The following is a 13,915-nucleotide window of genomic DNA, read 5'->3' on the forward strand; positions in this document are numbered from 1 at the left end:
GCCAGTTCGGATTTGGTCGGCAGCTTGCCGTGCACCAGCAGGTGGGCGATTTCCTCGAACTCGCAGGTCTCGGCGATGTCGAGGATGTCGTAGCCGCGGTAGTGCAGGTCGTTGCCGGTGCGGCCGACGGTGCACAGCGCGGTATTGCCGGCGGTCACGCCCGACAGGGCGACGGATTTCTTGGGCTTGGGAGTGACGAGCGGTTGCGCTTCGGACATCTGGGTCTCCTTTGTGTGACGCCTGGTATTGCCTGTCTGTTGTCGTGCAAGCGGCCGGGACAAAGCCCGGCCGCGCGTGAGTCTTGCTTACTTGCCCTTGCCTTGTGCGAAGAGCGCGTCAAGCTTCTGCTCGAAGTCATGGTAGCCGATGCTCTCGTAGAGCTCGGCGCGGGTCTGCATGGTATCGACCACGTTCTTCTGCGTGCCGTCGCGGCGGATGGCCGCGTAGACGTTCTCCGCCGCCTTGTTCATGGCACGGAAGGCCGACAGCGGGTACAGCACCATCGACACGCCGGCGCCGCCGAGTTCCTCGGTGGTGAACAGCGGCGTGGCGCCGAATTCGGTGATGTTGGCCAGCACCGGCACCTTCACCGCATCGACAAACTTGCGGTACATGGCCAGGTCGGTCATGGCTTCCGGGAAGATGGCGTCGGCACCGGCTTCCACGCACGCGACGGCGCGCTCGATGGCCTTGTCCAGGCCTTCGACGGCGAGCGCGTCGGTGCGGGCCATGATCACGAAGTTCTCGTCGGTGCGGGCGTCGACGGCGGCCCTGATGCGGTCGACCATTTCACCTTGCGAGACGATTTCCTTGTTGGGGCGGTGGCCGCAGCGCTTGGCGCCGACCTGGTCTTCGATGTGCATGGCCGCCGCGCCGAACTTGATCAGCGACTTCGTGGTGCGGGCCACGTTGAAGGCCGAGGCGCCGAAGCCGGTGTCGACGTCCACCAGCAGCGGCGTGTCGCACACGTCGGTGATGCGGCGGATATCGGTCAGCACGTCGTCCAGGTTCGAGATGCCCAGGTCCGGCAGGCCCAGCGAGCCGGCCGCAACGCCGCCACCCGACAGGTAGATGGCCCGGTAGCCGGCGCGCTTGGCCAGCAGGGCATGGTTGGCATTGATGGTGCCGACTACCTGCAGCGGATGCTCGTCGGCAAGCGCCTGGCGGAAGCGGGCGCCAGCGGAGCGCGCGAGGTCGGAAGCGGAGTAGGTCATGGCGTATGCGTTGGTGAACGGGACGGGCCTAATACTGCAAGCGGTGTGCCAGGCCTTTGCCTGGCCACACGGAATATCCGCCAGCCCTTGCCAGCGCTGGGCTGGCGGGCAGGGCGGCTGGCCTGGCCACCGATTTCATGTCATCCTTTCAACACAATTGAATTCCAAAATCACAAGTTTGGAATTCAAAGTTGAAATCCCAGGCCGCGTGGCGGACAATGTGCCAGCACTGTACGCCTGTTCGTCCCGGGTTTCACCACGCATTCCTTCCGCATTGCACCATGGCTCCTCCCGTTTCCACGCAAGCCCGTCCGCGCATCTGGGCCATCGGCATCAGCCGCCTGGCGCGCGCCTTTGCCGACCTGATTCCGGCCTACGCCGACCGGGCCGAATTCCGCATCGTCGGCAAGGGTTTCGAGGCCGCCGCCAGCGCCGTGGCGCGCGAGGCGCGCGAGGGCCGGCTCGACGTGGTGGTGGCGGGCGGCTCCAACGGCGCCTACCTGCGCCAGCACGTGGATGTGCCGGTGGTGCTGGTCAAGGTCACGGGCTTCGACGTGATGAGCGCGCTGGCCACCGCGCGGCGCATCTCGCCGCGGGTGGCGCTGGTCACGCACGCGTCGACGTATGCCGAGGTGGATGAATTCGTGCGCGCGTTCTCGCTGTCGGTCCCGGCCTATACCTACCTGACCGAGGACGACGCCGTGGCGCGCGTGAAGGCGCTCAAGCAGGAAGGCATCCAGGTCGTGGTCGGCCCCGGCCTGGTGACCGACCTGGCCGACCGCTATGGCCTGACCGGCGTGTTCCTGTACTCCGGCAACTCGGTGCGCATGGCGCTCGAAGACGCGATCGAGGCCGCGCGCCTGCGCCGCATCGAGGCCACCCGGCGCGACTACGTCAACACCATCCTGGCGCACCTGAACGAGGGCGTGGCGGCGGTGGATGCCGAAGGGCGCATCCAGTCGTTCAACCCGGCGATGGAGCGTTTTCTCGGCACTTCCGTTGCTGCCGCGGTCGGGCGCAAGCTGCAGACGCTGGCGCCAAACCTGGCGCTCGAAGGCGTGATGCAGAGCGGCGACAAGGAACTGGAAGCGATCCACAAGCTCGGCGACAAGATGGTGGTGGTCAACCGCATCCCCATCATCGGCGAGGCCGGCACCGCCGGCGCGGTGCTGACCATCCAGGACGCCAGCGCGATCCAGCGCGTGGACCGCAACCTGCGCTCGCGCGCCCGCACGCGGCCGGCCGGGGTGCGCTACAGCCTGGACGACCTGGCCGGCACCTCCGCGGCCATGACCGAGCTGCGCGAGCTGGCGCGGCGCTACGCGGCAGTCGATTCCACCGTGCTGATCGGCGGCGAAAGCGGCACCGGCAAGGAGGTGCTGGCACAGGGCATGCACGACGCCAGCCCGCGCCGCGCCTTCCCGTTCGTGGCGGTCAATTGCGCGGCCTTCCCCGAGGCGCTGCTGGAGAGCGAGCTGTTCGGCTATGAAGAGGGCGCCTTCACCGGCGCGCGCCGCGGCGGCAAGGCCGGCCTGTTCGAGTCGGCCCACAACGGCACGCTGTTCCTCGACGAGGTGGGCGACATGCCGTCCGCGCTGCAGACGCGCCTGCTGCGCGTGCTGCAGGAAAAGCAGGTGCTGCCGATCGGCGGGCTCGACGCCGTGCCGGTCAACGTGCGCGTGATCGGCGCCACCCACGGCGACCTGGCCGCGATGGTGCGCGATGGCTCATTCCGGCAGGACCTGTACTACCGCCTCAATATCCTGCGCATCGAGATGCCGCCGCTGCGCGACCGCTCCGAAGACCTGCAGGAACTGGCCGAGCTGCTGTACCGGCGCGCCCAGGAGCGCCTGGGCATGGACCGGCCGCAGCGCCTGCCCGCCGCGGCCCGCGCGCGGCTGGCGCACTACCGCTGGCCGGGCAATATCCGCGAGCTGGAAAACGTGACCGAACGGATCGCCGTGCTGGTGGCCGGGCGCCGGCTGGACAGCGACGCGCTGCAGCGCGAGCTGCAGGCAGCCGTGCCGGAGCTGTTCGGCGATGGCGTGCTGGCGCCGGCCGAGGCCGACGCTGAGCCCGCCGCGCCGGCAACACGCCCGCGCCGTTCACTGGCCGGCGTGAAGCAATCCAGCGAAGTCGAGCATATCCGGCGCGTGCTGGCCGAGTGCGGCGGCGACCGCGCCGCGGCCTGCCATGTCCTCGGCATCAGCCCGACCACGCTGTGGCGGCGGCTAAAGGCGGCGTGAGCCGCGCAGGCATTTACCCGGCGGGGCCGGCACGCCGGAACGGAATCGGCTGCAGCCCCTTGCCCTCCAGCCAGGCCTCATTGAACAGCCGTGCCATGTACAGGTCACCGCGGTCACATAGCAGCGTGACGATGGTATGGCCCGGCCCCATCTCGCGCGCCAGCGCCACCGCGGCGCCGACGTTGATTCCCGACGACCCGCCCAGGAACAACCCTTCCTCGCGCAGCAGGCGGTAGACCATGTCCACGCAGGTCTGGTCGACGATGCGCACCGCATCGTCGATGGGCGTGTCCTGCAGGTTGGCGGTGACGCGGCTGGTGCCGATGCCCTCGGTGATCGAACTGCCCTCGGACTTGAGCTCGCGGTGTTTGACGAAGTTATAGAGGGCGCTGCCGTGCGGGTCGGCCAGCACGATGCGCACGCCGGGCTTGTGCTCTTTCAGGCAGCGCGCGATGCCGGCCAGCGAGCCGCCGGTGCCGGTGGAGCAGGTGAAGGCATCGATATGCCCGCCGGTGGCGTGCCAGATCTCGGGGCCGGTGGTCTCGTAGTGGGCCTGGCGGTTGGCCAGGTTGTCGAACTGGTTGGCCCAGATCGCGTTGTCGGTCTCGTCGGCCAGCCGGCCGGCAATCTTCTGGTAGTTGTCCGGATCGGCGTAAGGCTTGGCGGGCACCGCGCGAACTTCGGCGCCGAGCATGCGCAGCCGCTCCATTTTCTCGGGCGACTGCGTATCGGGTATCACGACGATGCAGCGGTAGCCGCGCGCCGCGCACAGGTGGGCCAGGCCGATGCCGGTATTGCCGGCGGTGCCTTCGATGACCGTGCCGCCGGGCGTCAGCAGCCCGCGCCGTTCGGCGTCACGGATGATGTAGAGTGCCGCGCGGTCCTTGACCGAGCCGCCAGGATTGAGGAATTCCGCCTTGCCGTAGATATCGCAGCCGGTCTCGGCGCTCAGGCCGGCCAGCCGGATCAGCGGGGTGTGGCCGATGGTGCCGGCAAATCCATCCCTGACTTCCATGGTGCACTCCTGCCGTGCCCGCTGCGGGCGTCACATTGAGTGATAGATCGGTGCGGCGGGAATGACAAGCAGGGGGATGGCAGAAAGTGATCGGGATTGCCCGTGGCCGGGCGGATCAGGCGGCGTTGAGCCAGCGGAAACTGAAATCGCCTTCGACGAAATCCGCGCGCGATGCGTGGAAATCGCGCATATAGGGCCGGTTCAGGTGCGATTCGAGCGCGCGCTTGGAGTCCCAGACCATGTAGATCACGAATACCCGCGCATCTTCGGCGTCTTGCCCGACGTGGTAGTCCAGGCAGCCGGGCTCGGTCAGCCCGCGCGAGCGCAGCGTGGTGAGCTGGGATACCAGCGCCTCGCGGCGGTGGGTCTTGGCACGGGCGATGCCGACTAGCGTGTACGTTCCGGACATGGGTGAACGGGGGCGACTGGCTGGCGTCTGTGAGCACTGGGCAGGCCATTGTAGCGCCGGCGGCACCGCCCCCGGCAATGCCCGAGGACGCCGTCCGGGCATTCGGGCGGCGCTTGACAAGGGCGGGCGGCACGGTTCTTCCCCCGCAATGGGGGCTAAAGTCCTGCCGGCGGCTGCCGATAACCGGATCGACAACAAGAAAACCATCATCCGAGGGGGTAACGCATGTTGAGACGCATACGGTCGGAGCAACTGCAGGTCGGGATGTTTGTCGCCAGGCTTGGCGGCCCGTGGATCAACCATCCGTTCTGGCGCGCAAAGTTCCTGGTCGCCAATGAGGACCAGGTGCGGCAGATACAGTCGGCAGGGGTGCAGGAGGTCTGGATCGACATCCTGAAGGGCCGCAACATAGCAGCGCCGGACACGCCGGACACGCCGGAAATACCCGGACCGGTCCCGGAGTCCGCGCCCGACGCCATGGACCCGGCCACCGCGCCGCCACCCGCGGCCGCCCTTGATGCCGAGATTGTCCGCGCGCGCGAGCTACTGCAATCCGGCAAGGCCGTGATCGGCTCGATGTTCGCCGACATCCGCATGGGCCGGGCGCTGGAGGTCAACGGCGCGCTGCTGCTGGTCGATTCCGCCTCACGCTCCCTGTCGCGCCATGGGCAGGCGTTGCTGGCGCTGGCGCGGCTCAAGGCGCGTGGCGACGAAAACTACATGCACGCCTTCGCCGTCTGCGCGCTGATGATCGCAGTCGGCCGCACGCTGGGCCTGCCCGACGACGAGGTGCGCGAGCTCGGCCTGGCCGGCCTGGTCCACGACATCGGCAAGCTGACGCTGCCCGATACCCCCATGCACAAGGCCAGCGAACGCACGCCCGAGGAAGAGGAGATCTACCGCCGGCATCCTTCGGCTGGCTACCGCATCCTGAACGAGGCCCGGCTCTATTCGAACATCCCGCTCGATGTCTGCGTCCACCATCACGAACGCGTGGACGGGCGTGGCTTTCCCTACGGCCTGGCGGGGAGCGAACTGAGCGTGCACGCCAAGATCGGCGCAATCTGCGATGCCTATGACTCGCTCACTTCCAGCCGCCCGGGCCACCAGCCGTGGTCGCCGGCCCGCGCCATGGAATACATGGCCGTGCGTGTCGACACGCTGTTCGACCGGCGCGTGTTCAAGGCCTTCACCCGCACCGTCGGCATCTACCCGCTCGGCACCGTGCTGCGGCTGCGTTCGAACCGGCTGGCCGTGGTCTGTGCGCAGAACGAGGCCGACCCGCTGCGGCCGAAGGTGATGGCGTTCTATTCCGTGTCGCAGTCAAGGCCCGTCCCAACCGAACTGATCGACCTGCGCCATAGCGACGAAACGGTGGTGGCGTTTGAGAACGCGGCCGACTGGGGGTACACAGATGAGCAGTTGATGGAGATGTATGCGGCGGCGGCCTGAACCGGGGGCAAGTCTTCAGCCCGCCACCCATTCCCCTTGCCTCAGCCGCTCATACAGGAAATCGCCCAGCACCCGCACGCGCGCGCTGTGCCTGAGATCCGGATGCGTCAGCACCCATAAATCGGTATCCATGGCTTCATCGACTGGCGCCAGCCGCACCAGGTCTGGGTCGGCCCCGGCCAGCAGGCACAGCAGCATGCCGGCGCCCATGCCGTGCCGCACGGCATCCGCCATCGCCACCAGGCTGTCGGCACTGACGGCGCGGCGGGGTTCGGGCACGTGGTCGCGTATCCAGCGCGCCTGGGCAAGGTGTGACAGCGCTTCGTCCGGCACGACCCAGTCATAGGCCGCCCAGTCCGCCAGCCGCGGATGGTCGGCTTCCGTTGGCAGGCCGAGTTGCTGCAGGTAGCGCCGCGCCGCGTATGGTGCCGTCTGCAGCCGCCCGATACGACGGCCCACCAGGTACTCCGGCGGCGCATTCGCCGGCCGGATCGCCACATCGGCCTCGCGCCGGCTCAGGCTCAGGAAGCTGTTATTGATGACGATCTGCAGCTGGATGCGCGGGTGCATCGACCGGAATTCCGCAAACAGGGGCATCAGCAGGCCACCCAGCAGCGTGTCGGTCGTGGTCACGCGCAACGGGCCGCTCAACTGGCTGTCGAGGCCGGACAACTGGCGCTGGGCCGCATCGATCTGCTCGCCGACGCCGGCTAGGCGGTGCGCCAGGGCCTCGCCGGCAGCGGTCATGGCATAGCCGGTGGCATGGCGTTCAAAGAGCAGGGTGCCCAGGGTCTCTTCCAGCCGCGCCAGCCGGCGCAGGACCGTGGAATGGTTGACGTGCAGGGCGCGCGCGGCGCCAGCGAGCGAGCCGGACTGGCCCACGGCAAGGAAGTACTTCAGGTCGTCCCAGTCTGCTTCCTGCATGTTTGCATAGCCCCTTTGCAGAATTCGCCAGTTTTCGTGCTGATCTGCACAGCCTACAGTGGCGTGGCGTGCCCGGCAATGGGTGTCGGGCGGCACACCTGGATGAAAGACATGGCGATGGCGTGGATGCTGCTGGTGCTGGCGGGCCTGATCGAGATCGTGATGGCGCTGGCGCTCAAACATACCGACGGCTGGACGCGGCCCGGGCCGACGGCACTGGGCATCGGGGCGGCGCTGGTCAGTATCTTCCTGCTCAGCGCGGCGCTGCGGCATCTGCCGGTCGGGACGGCATACGCAATCTGGACCGGGATCGGGGCGATCGGGGTGACGGTGATCGGCTTCCTGTTCCTGGGCGAAAGCGCCGCGCCGATGCGGCTGGTGCTGATCGGGCTGATCTTCGTGGGGATTGGCGGATTGAAGCTGCTGCCGGCGTAGGACCTTGGGGGGAATCCGTTACGGATTCGGGGTGTGGCGGGCACGTTCTGTACACTATCTGGCCAACTCCCAGGCTATAAAGTCGCCCCTCCATGAGTTTCGATGCCCTGCTGGAGCTGTTCCAGCAACGTATTCCGGCCCATCCGTGGGCCCAGATTGCCTTGTACCTGCTGGTGCTGGTGCTGATCGCCGTGGTCGCGCAGTGGCTGTTCGGCCATGTGATGTCGCGCATCGCCCATCGCTTGCTGACGGTATGGGGCAAGGCGCCCTGGAGCAAGGCGCTGACGCGATATCGTGCCTATCGGCGCTTCGGCTATGCGGTCGGGTTCGGGGTGATCACCGTCGGCATTGGCGAAGTGCCGCACATGGGCCGCTATGCGCTGGCCATCGAGCGCCTGGCCCATGCCGGCCTGTGGATCTGCTTCTTCCTGATGCTTGGCGGCGTGCTGAGCGCCTGGCAGGACGTATACGCCAGCAGCCGCCAGGCGCAGACGCGCTCGATCAAGGGCTATATCCAGGTGGGGCGCCTCGGGCTGGGGCTGGTGTGCTCGGTGCTGGTGCTGTCGATCCTGATCAACCGCTCGCCACTGTGGATGCTGTCTGGCCTGGGCGCGCTGTCGGCGGTGCTGCTGCTGGTGTTCAAGGACACACTGCTGTCGCTGGTGGCCAGTACCCAGCTGACCTCCAACGACATGCTGCGCATCGGCGACTGGATCGAGATGCCCCAGTGCAATGCCGACGGCTACGTCAAGGACATCGCGCTGCATACCGTCAAGGTGCAGAACTGGGACAACACCGTGACCACGGTGCCGACCTACAAGCTGTTCTCCGAGAGCTACCGCAACTACCGGCAGATGTTCGAATCCGGCGCGCGGCGCATCAAGCGCACGTTGCGGCTGGATGCGGGCAGCGTGCGCTTCCTGGAGGACCGGGAAGTGAAGGCGCTGATGCGCTTCCGGCTGCTGCACGACTACCTGGAAGAGAAGCAGGCCGAGGTCGACGAGGCCAACCGCCTGCTGATTGCCGCCGGCAATGACCCGGTCAACCGGCGCCGGCTGACCAATGTCGGCACCTTCCGCGCCTATGGCATTGCCTACCTGAAGGCGCACCCGGAGATCCACCACGACCTGCTGCTGAACGTGCGCATGATGGAGCCCGATTCGCAGGGCATCCCGGTAGAGATCTACTGCTTTACCGCGCTGACCGCGTGGATGGACTATGAGCGCATCCAGGGCGATGTCTTCGACCACCTGCTGGCGATCCTGCCCGAACTGGGCCTGCGCCTGTACCAGGCGCCGTCAGGCGCGGACCTGACCGGCGTGCGCATCTCGCCGGTGCTGGCCGCGGCGCAGGTGGCGGCGGCACAGGCCGCCGTCCATCATGCGCCTGCCCACGGCGCCGCCGCGAGCAGCCATCCGATCTGAGCTGCGCCTGACGCTCAGCCGACCGCGCGCGGACGCACGCGGCTGGCAGCTTCCTTGGCGCGGGTGCGGGCGGTGTCGACATCGTCGGCGTACGCCAGCGCCACGCCCATGCGGCGCTTGACGAAGCTCTCGGGCTTGCCGAACAGGCGCACCTCGGTCTGCGGCACGCTCAGTGCCTGGTCCACGCCATCGAAGACCACGCCCTGGGCATCCACGCCACCGTAGATCACGGCGCTGGCGCCGGGGCTGCGCAGCGTGGTGTCGACCGGCAGGCCCAGGATGGCGCGGGCATGCAGCTCGAACTCGTTCTGCCATTGCGTGGCCATGGTGACCATGCCGGTGTCGTGCGGGCGCGGGCTGACTTCGCTGAACCAGACCTGCTCGTCCTTGATGAACAGCTCCACGCCGAACAGGCCCATGCCGCCCAGGTCTGCCGTGACCGCCTGCGCGATGCGCTGGGCGGTTTCCAGCGCGGCGGGGTGCATCGGCTGCGGCTGCCAGCTTTCGACGTAGTCGCCGCTGACCTGGACGTGGCCGATCGGGGCGCAGAACTGCGTTTCCACCTGGCCGCTGGCGCCCATGGCGCGCACGGTCAGCAGCGTGATCTCGTAGTCGAAATCGATAAAGCCTTCCACGATCACGCGGCCGTGGCTGACGCGGCCGCCGGCCATGGCGTAGTCCCAGGCCGCCTTGACGCCCTCGGGGCCGTCGATCTTGCTCTGGCCCTTGCCGGAACTGCTCATCACCGGCTTGACCACGCACGGGTAGCCGATGCCGCCGTCGATGGCAGCCTGCAGTTCATCCAGCGAATCGCAGAACTTGTACGGGCTGGTGGGCAGGCCGAGCGATTCGGCGGCCAGGCGGCGGATGCCTTCGCGGTCCATGGTCAGGCGCGCGGCGCGGGCGGTGGGGATCACGCGCACGGTGCCGGCGGCTTCCAGGGTTTCCAGCATGGGCGTGGCGATGGCCTCGATCTCGGGCACGACCAGGTGCGGCTTTTCCGCCTCGATCAGCGCCTTGAGCTGGTCCGGGTCGCTCATGGCGATGGTGCGCGCGTGGTGGGCTACCTGCTGGCCGGGGGCATTGTCATAGCGGTCGACGGCGATGGTTTCCACGCCCAGGCGCTGCAATGCAATCAGCACTTCCTTGCCCAGCTCGCCGGAGCCGAGCAGCATCACTTTGGTGGCAGAGGGGGAGAGGGGCGTTCCGAGTGTGGTCATGGCAGCGGGTGGGACGGGAAGGAAAGCCGAGATTGTACGTGCTGGGGGCTGTCTGCGGCGCCGAAGGGGGGCGCATATTGGTATGGGCCAGGGAAGGGCGCCTGGCGCGCGTGCCACCCAATTCAGCGACGAACCATAAAAAAACCCGCGCGGGGGCGGGCTTGAAAAGGCCTGAGGATCCAAGACCGGACCGCTCAGTGTTCATGCTAGGTGCTAAGCGCGCCCTCCGCATCCCCCGTTCGGGGCGGCCCGGCACAGTGTTTCAGGAAGTGGCCATCAGCGGTGGCTGCCGCCGCGTGGCCACGGCAAATGCAATTTGCGCCAGACCCGCGGCCAGCCCCAGCGTCACGCCGACCTGCCACGCCACGGTGTAGGAACCCAGCGCGTCGTAGACCAGCCCACCGCCGAAGGCGCCGAAAAAGCTGCCGATCTGGTGGCTGAAGAACGCCACGCCGCCCAGCATGGCCTGCCAGCGCAGGCCGAAGGTCTCGGCGATCCAGCCCGATACCAGCGGCGCCACGCCCAGCCACAGGAAGCCCATCACCGCGGCGAACACCAGCGTGCTCTGCGGCGTGGGCGCCGACGTGAAGTACCAGGTCAGCGCCAGCGAGCGAATCGTATAGATGCCGCCCAGCAGCATCAGCTTGTTGAAGCGGCCGCCGGCCCAGCCGAAGAAGATGCTGCCCAGCACGTTGAAGCCGCCGATCACGCCCAGCGCCTGCGCGCTCAGCATCGGGTCCATGCCGCATACGTCCAGATACGACGGCAGGTGCGTGGTCAGGAAGACCAGCTGCATGCCGCAGACGAAATACGCCAGCGCCATCACCACGAACGGCGCGTGCCGCAGCGCGGTGCCCAGCGCTTCACGCGCGCTGTCCTGGCCGCGCCCTGCGGGCGACACCAGCGGCAGCCGGTCCACGCGCCCGGCAAACCACGCCGCGGGCAGCATCACCAGCGCCAGCAGCACGAACGCTGCCAGCCCGGCGCGCCAGCCGTAGGCCTGCGTCACCATCTGCCCGATCGGCGCCGCCAGCAGCGCGCCCAGCGAGCCCGCGCCAGACACCAGCCCCAGCACCGTGCTGCGCAGTGCCGCCGACACCGGCCGCGCCGCCACCGCCATCGCCAGGGCGCTGCCGGTGCAGGCCATCGACGCGCCAATGGCCACGCCCGCGCCCAGCGTGACGCCGACCATGCTGTGCGCGGTCGCCAGCAGCACCAGTCCGGTCACATAGAGCAGCGAGCCGGCCAGCATCAGCGGCCGGAAGCCGATCCGCGTGGCCCAGGCCCCGGCCAGCGGCTGCAGCAGGCCCCACGCCAGGTTCTGTACCGCGATGGCGATGGTGAAATCCGATACCGAGATGCCGATGTCCCGCGTCAGCGGCGGCATGAAGATGCCAAGGCTCTGGCGCAGGCCCATGGCCAGGCTGAGCATCACGGAGGCGCCGATCAGGATCGGCAATGCCGGGCGCAGGGCTTCATAGCGGGAAGGCGCGGTGGGGGTAGGCACGGTGTGGTCTCGTCGCTTGTCGTTATCGTTGTGAGCCCCGGGGCGCTTTCCATGTCTTTACATTTAAGTGTGCGCTGAATATACCGCAGGGTAGGGCGAGGGTATGCCCCAGGCCCAACCGTGTCAATTTGGCTTTGGGCGGGTCCGCCTTCCGCTTTGCCAAAGGCGGCCCCACACCTCGCTAGTCCAGACTGACCTTGGATGCCCGGATGGTCTCGCCCCAGCGCTTGATGTCGCCGCTGACCAGCGCGGCGAACTTCGGCTGCGGTTCGCCGCCCGGGATGCCGCCCATGTCGCGGAACCTGGCCACCACCTCGGGGTCGCGCATGGCCTTGCCCAGCGCTTCCTGCAGCGTGGCGGCTATGGCCGGCGGGGTCTTGGCCGGCGCAAAGAAGCCCAGCCAGCCCATCACCACGAAATCCTTCACGCCGGCCTGCGCCATCGTCGGCACGTCCGGCAGGGCCGGCAGGCGCTCGGCGCTGGTCACCGCGAGCGCGCGCAGCTTGCCGGCGCGGATCTGCGGCAGCGCCTGCGTCAGGTTGTCGAACATGAAGGTGGTTTCGCCCGCCAGCACCGAGGTGGTGGCTGGTGTCGACCCCTTGTACGGCACGTGAATCACTTCGGTGCCAGTGCGCAGCCGGAACAGTTCCGCCGTCAGGTGCGTGGTCTGCCCGATGCCGGCCGACGCGTAGGAATACTTGCCCGGGGACTGCTTGAGCTGCGCCACCAGCTCGGCCACGCTGCGCGCCGGCGCCTGCGCGCCGACCACCAGCACGTTGGCGAACGAGATCAGGTCCGTCAGCGGCATGAAGTCCTGCGGCTGGTAGGACAACTGCTTGTAGGCGCTGTAGTTGATCGCGTGCGAGCCGGTATTGCCGACCAGCAGCGTGTAGCCATCCGGCGCCGCGCGCGTGAAGGCCTGCGTGCCGATGATGCCGCCGCTGCCGGGCTTGTTGTCGACCACCACCGGCTGGCCCAGGATGGCCGATAGCTTCTGCGCCACCAGGCGCGTCGGGATGTCCGTGGTGCCGCCCGGCGCGCCGGGCACGATGATGGTGATGGGGCGCTCAGGCCAGGCCGCGGCGCTGGCGGGCAGCGGCAGCGTGGCGGCGGCGGACGCCAGCAGCAGGGCCGCGGACGTGTTGAACAGCGATTCTGGCAGCTTGTGTTTCATGGGTCTCCTCCATGTTCTGGTCTGTGTGCTGCTTGGAATGTGCGAACGGCCGGCTTGCGGCCGGCCGTTCTCTAGCCCAGGGCGGATGACATCGATGCCCTCGGTCTGGCGTGGGCCATCACTTGCCCGTCCACACCGGCTTGCGCTTCTCGGCGAATGCGGCGGCACCCTCGCGGGCATCGGCCGAGGTGAACACCGGCGCCAGCAGCGGGCGCTGGCGCTCGAACATCTCCTCGGCGCTCCAGTCGGCGGACTCGGCCACGATCTGCTTGCTGACCGCTACTGCCAGCGGGCCGTTGGCGCCGATCTCGTCGGCCAGCGCCAGCGCGCCAGCCAGCGCCTGGCCCGGTTCGGTCAGGCGGTTGATCAGGCCATAGGCGTGGGCCTGCTCGGCGCCCAGCATATTGCCGGTCAGCGCGTATTCCATGGCGATGTGGTACGGCACCCGGCGCGGCAGGCGCATCAGGCCGCCGGCGCCGGCCACCAGCCCGCGCTTGACTTCAGGCAGGCCGAACTTGGCCGCCTTCGACGACACGATCAGGTCGCATGCCAGCGCCAGCTCGAAGCCGCCGGCCAGCGCATAGCCTTCCACCGCGGCGATCAGCACCTTGCGCGGCGGCTTCTCGGTCAGCCCGCCAAAGCCGCGGCCAGGCAGGCTGGGACGCTTGCCTTCCAGGAAGCCCTTCAGGTCCATGCCCGAGCAGAAGGTGCCGCCCGCGCCGGTCAGGATGGCCACGCTCAGGTCGTCGCGGCTTTCCAGCTGGTCGATGGCGGCGGCCAGCGCGGTCGCGGTCTCGAAGTCCATGGCGTTTTTCGCCTGGGGCCGGTTCATGGTGATCAGCAGCGTATTGCCGCGGGTTTCCAGTTGCAGCGTGTCGCTCATGGGTTCTCCAGT

At 68.1% G+C, this 13,915-nt stretch carries 13 protein-coding genes; 4 read left to right on the forward strand and 9 right to left on the reverse strand.

From position 1 onward, the window contains the following. Together AC3WLE_RS27670 and prpB are read right to left on the reverse strand one after the other, a co-directional pair. The coding region (locus AC3WLE_RS27670; protein WP_492363606.1) for a citrate/2-methylcitrate synthase at positions 1-218 on the reverse strand (218 nt) is incomplete at its 3' end. An 87-nt stretch (positions 219-305) separates the two neighbouring features. Continuing rightward, positions 306-1,214 (reverse strand): methylisocitrate lyase, encoded by a 909-nt coding sequence (gene prpB / locus AC3WLE_RS27675; RefSeq protein ID WP_035816536.1) that lies wholly within the window; start codon positions 1,212-1,214, stop codon positions 306-308. A 281-nt stretch (positions 1,215-1,495) separates the two neighbouring features. Here prpB and prpR point away from each other — a divergent pair, with 281 nt between their 5' ends. Next, the gene (gene prpR, locus AC3WLE_RS27680; RefSeq protein WP_492356743.1) at positions 1,496-3,460 is read left to right on the forward strand and encodes a propionate catabolism operon regulatory protein PrpR; all 1,965 of its coding nucleotides are present in this window, start codon (positions 1,496-1,498) and stop codon (positions 3,458-3,460) included. Positions 3,461-3,473: 13 nt separating this feature from the next. On the opposite strand, the gene AC3WLE_RS27685 is transcribed toward prpR, so the two are convergent. Further along, positions 3,474-4,475 carry a cysteine synthase A gene (locus AC3WLE_RS27685; RefSeq protein ID WP_492356744.1) on the reverse strand — a complete coding sequence of 334 codons (1,002 nt, stop codon included), beginning with the start codon at positions 4,473-4,475 and terminating at the stop codon, positions 3,474-3,476. 115 nt (positions 4,476-4,590) lie between these two features. After that, complete coding sequence (locus AC3WLE_RS27690; RefSeq protein ID WP_010812104.1) at positions 4,591-4,884, reverse strand: putative quinol monooxygenase; 294 nt, start codon at positions 4,882-4,884, stop codon at positions 4,591-4,593. A gap of 225 nt (positions 4,885-5,109) precedes the next feature. Here AC3WLE_RS27690 and AC3WLE_RS27695 point away from each other — a divergent pair, with 225 nt between their 5' ends. Then, positions 5,110-6,336, forward strand: coding sequence for an HD-GYP domain-containing protein (locus tag AC3WLE_RS27695; RefSeq protein ID WP_492356745.1), 1,227 nt, complete (start codon positions 5,110-5,112; stop codon positions 6,334-6,336). Positions 6,337-6,351: 15 nt separating this feature from the next. Here AC3WLE_RS27695 and AC3WLE_RS27700 read toward each other — a convergent pair whose 3' ends face one another. Beyond that, a complete protein-coding gene (locus tag AC3WLE_RS27700) occupies positions 6,352-7,260 on the reverse strand; it encodes a LysR family transcriptional regulator (RefSeq protein ID WP_492317756.1) in 909 nt (302 codons plus the stop codon). 117 nt (positions 7,261-7,377) lie between these two features. Here AC3WLE_RS27700 and AC3WLE_RS27705 point away from each other — a divergent pair, with 117 nt between their 5' ends. Both AC3WLE_RS27705 and AC3WLE_RS27710 read left to right on the forward strand, forming a co-directional pair. After that, positions 7,378-7,695 (forward strand): DMT family transporter, encoded by a 318-nt coding sequence (locus AC3WLE_RS27705; RefSeq protein ID WP_492356792.1) that lies wholly within the window; start codon positions 7,378-7,380, stop codon positions 7,693-7,695. 92 nt (positions 7,696-7,787) lie between these two features. After that, positions 7,788-9,119: a mechanosensitive ion channel family protein gene (locus AC3WLE_RS27710; RefSeq protein WP_492356746.1), complete on the forward strand. Its 1,332-nt coding sequence runs from the start codon at positions 7,788-7,790 to the stop codon at positions 9,117-9,119. A gap of 14 nt (positions 9,120-9,133) precedes the next feature. On the opposite strand, the gene purT is transcribed toward AC3WLE_RS27710, so the two are convergent. The 4 genes from purT to AC3WLE_RS27730 all read right to left on the reverse strand — a co-directional run bounded on the left by purT (position 9,134) and on the right by AC3WLE_RS27730 (position 13,903). Then, positions 9,134-10,339 carry a formate-dependent phosphoribosylglycinamide formyltransferase gene (purT, locus tag AC3WLE_RS27715; RefSeq protein ID WP_492352615.1) on the reverse strand — a complete coding sequence of 402 codons (1,206 nt, stop codon included), beginning with the start codon at positions 10,337-10,339 and terminating at the stop codon, positions 9,134-9,136. A gap of 262 nt (positions 10,340-10,601) precedes the next feature. Then, entirely contained in the window at positions 10,602-11,846 is a 1,245-nt protein-coding gene (locus AC3WLE_RS27720) for an MFS transporter (protein WP_492352614.1), read from the reverse strand. A gap of 181 nt (positions 11,847-12,027) precedes the next feature. Further along, positions 12,028-13,020: a Bug family tripartite tricarboxylate transporter substrate binding protein gene (locus AC3WLE_RS27725; protein WP_492317752.1), complete on the reverse strand. Its 993-nt coding sequence runs from the start codon at positions 13,018-13,020 to the stop codon at positions 12,028-12,030. A gap of 118 nt (positions 13,021-13,138) precedes the next feature. Then, positions 13,139-13,903 (reverse strand): crotonase/enoyl-CoA hydratase family protein, encoded by a 765-nt coding sequence (locus AC3WLE_RS27730; RefSeq protein ID WP_456807027.1) that lies wholly within the window; start codon positions 13,901-13,903, stop codon positions 13,139-13,141. Positions 13,904-13,915: the final 12 nt, after the last annotated feature.

Source organism: Cupriavidus sp. FW306-1B-F12B, assembly GCF_058781795.1.

Bases quoted from the DNA above. Each gene is read 5' to 3' on its own strand.
- AC3WLE_RS27695 (WP_492356745.1), top strand. From the start codon at position 5,110: ATGTTGAGACGCATACGGTCGGAGCAACTGCAGGTCGGGATGTTTGTC.
- AC3WLE_RS27705 (WP_492356792.1), top strand. From the start codon at position 7,378: ATGGCGTGGATGCTGCTGGTGCTGGCGGGCCTGATCGAGATCGTGATG.
- prpB (WP_035816536.1), bottom strand. From the start codon at position 1,214: ATGACCTACTCCGCTTCCGACCTCGCGCGCTCCGCTGGCGCCCGCTTC.
- AC3WLE_RS27690 (WP_010812104.1), bottom strand. From the start codon at position 4,884: ATGTCCGGAACGTACACGCTAGTCGGCATCGCCCGTGCCAAGACCCAC.
- prpR (WP_492356743.1), top strand. From the start codon at position 1,496: ATGGCTCCTCCCGTTTCCACGCAAGCCCGTCCGCGCATCTGGGCCATC.
- AC3WLE_RS27730 (WP_456807027.1), bottom strand. From the start codon at position 13,903: ATGAGCGACACGCTGCAACTGGAAACCCGCGGCAATACGCTGCTGATC.
- AC3WLE_RS27685 (WP_492356744.1), bottom strand. From the start codon at position 4,475: ATGGAAGTCAGGGATGGATTTGCCGGCACCATCGGCCACACCCCGCTG.
- AC3WLE_RS27710 (WP_492356746.1), top strand. From the start codon at position 7,788: ATGAGTTTCGATGCCCTGCTGGAGCTGTTCCAGCAACGTATTCCGGCC.
- AC3WLE_RS27700 (WP_492317756.1), bottom strand. From the start codon at position 7,260: ATGCAGGAAGCAGACTGGGACGACCTGAAGTACTTCCTTGCCGTGGGC.
- AC3WLE_RS27725 (WP_492317752.1), bottom strand. From the start codon at position 13,020: ATGAAACACAAGCTGCCAGAATCGCTGTTCAACACGTCCGCGGCCCTG.
- purT (WP_492352615.1), bottom strand. From the start codon at position 10,339: ATGACCACACTCGGAACGCCCCTCTCCCCCTCTGCCACCAAAGTGATG.